The 1,856-nt window shown below is 47.1% G+C and carries 2 protein-coding genes; one reads left to right on the top strand and one right to left on the bottom strand.

The genetic code is table 11. The features are described 5' to 3' along the window. A partial coding sequence (locus tag WBV27_RS10480; RefSeq protein ID WP_424201857.1) for a pentapeptide repeat-containing protein occupies nt 1-807 on the bottom strand: 807 nt, incomplete at its 3' end. A 247-nt stretch (nt 808-1,054) separates the two neighbouring features. Between WBV27_RS10480 and WBV27_RS10475 the strand changes: the two genes are divergently transcribed. After that, on the top strand, nt 1,055-1,856 hold an 802-nt coding region (locus tag WBV27_RS10475; RefSeq protein WP_424201855.1), incomplete at its 3' end, for a deoxyribodipyrimidine photo-lyase.

Below are 1,856 nucleotides of genomic sequence, written 5' to 3'. Positions count from 1 at the left end.
GGTCTTTTCATCACCTTTGGCCGAATTAATTTGCATTTGAGTCAAAAACATACCCGTAGATACGTTTGCTCCACTTAAATCAGCGTCACGCAAATCAGCCCCGATAAAATCCGCACCTCTTAAATCTGCATTCCTCATATCGGCAGCAATCAAATAGGCTCCCCTTAAATTGACTGCCTGCAGATTTTGCCCGCTTAGTTTTTTGCCAATCCAATCTGTTCTTTCATGATTGTAATCCTTATCTTTTTTTGTGCTGGAAATTTTTTGGAATAGTCTTCCACGTATATAGTTGCTGGTTTCCGAAAGCAACTCATTTAAGGGAAACCTGTACATCACTATATCCAAAGACAGCAGTTGATCAGCATCGCGTTTTGTTAGGTTTTGCAGCTCATTGAGCTGCATATTCAATTTCTCGGACAAAGCATTGGGTAATTCATAAGACAAGGCTTCCGCCGCGTACGCAATCATTTCATGGATTTGTTCCATAATCGGAAACACTTGGAACATTTTAGCTCCAATTTCAGGATCATCCCGCCAACTTAGACCTTTAAAAGTAACTTGGGAAACAACTTGTCCGGCACCTAAACAGTCAAACACAGTACAGCCCTTAAAACCTTTCTCCCGTAAGTTAGCATGAATTTTACAACCATAATCGGATTGTAGATTGGCACAAGGACTGCCTGCTGGTTTGTTGATAGGAAAATCGCTCGACGCTATAATGTTGAGCGCTGTGCAGCAAAGCCCAAAGCACTGCGAACAATCCGCAGTTAAACTTTCTCTGATATTTTTGGCTGTTTCGTTATGCATTTTTACAACCATTCCTTTCGCGTTGATCAAGGTAAAAAAAGGGGAAATTGATTTTCAGGCTAATAGCCCATTTGTATTTTTGAACCGAAGAGAAATTCTAGGTTCCATTATACATGAATTTCAAGCCATCTGTCGGTGCAAATAGCGAAAATCATGGTCGATTCCCGATTCACAAAAATAGGCGGAGCGGGTGCGATGTTCTATAATAAGTATGACAACAAAAGCAATGGTATACGGGGGAAAACGGATGATACTGGAAGAAAGAATCAACCAACTGAACGATAAGAACTTAGTGGCGGAGCGACCGTACGTGGTTTACTGGATGCAGAGTTCGCAGCGGGCGGAGTACAACCATGCCCTGGAATATGCAATCCGTCAGGCCAACCGACTTGAGAAGCCGCTGGTCGTCTACTTCGGGATCACAGACGGCTTTCCTGAAGCCAATGAGCGCCACTATGCATTCATGCTGGAAGGGCTGAAGGAAACGAAGACCGCATTAGAGCAGCGCGGCATCCAAATGCTGATCCGGAAAATATCGCCGGAAAAAGGTGCGCTGGAAATTTCCGGATCGGCGGCCTTGCTGGTGGTCGACCGCGGCTATCTCAGGATAGAGCGGCAATGGCGCGCTGCCTTGGCCGAGGGTGCCGAATGTGCCGTTGTCCAGGTTGAAAGCAATGTCGTCGTTCCGGTCGAACTGGCTTCTCCGAAAGAGGAGTATTCCGCCGCGACCTTGCGTTCCAAACTGAAGAAAATCCTGCCGCATTGTCTGGCGCCATTGGAGGAGACCGTCTGCAACCATCCATCCGTCACAGTGGAGCTTCCGTTCAAGGCGTACGATGTTTCGGATACGGAAAAGGCATTGGCCGGGTTGGTTATCGACCGCAGTGTCCCGCGCGTTGCGGATTATATCGGCGGAACTGGTGAAGCCAAGCGCTGGCTCGAGGAGTTCATCGAGAATAAATTGGCCAGGTACAGCGAACGGAAGAATCGCCCTGGCGAGTCCTTCACCTCAAATCTGAGTCCATACCTCCATTTCGGGCAGATTTCGC

The organism is Trichococcus sp. (genome assembly GCF_049589555.1).
Taxonomy (GTDB): Bacteria; Bacillota; Bacilli; order Lactobacillales; family Aerococcaceae; genus Trichococcus.
This window is presented reverse-complemented; position numbering and strand designations above follow the sequence as displayed.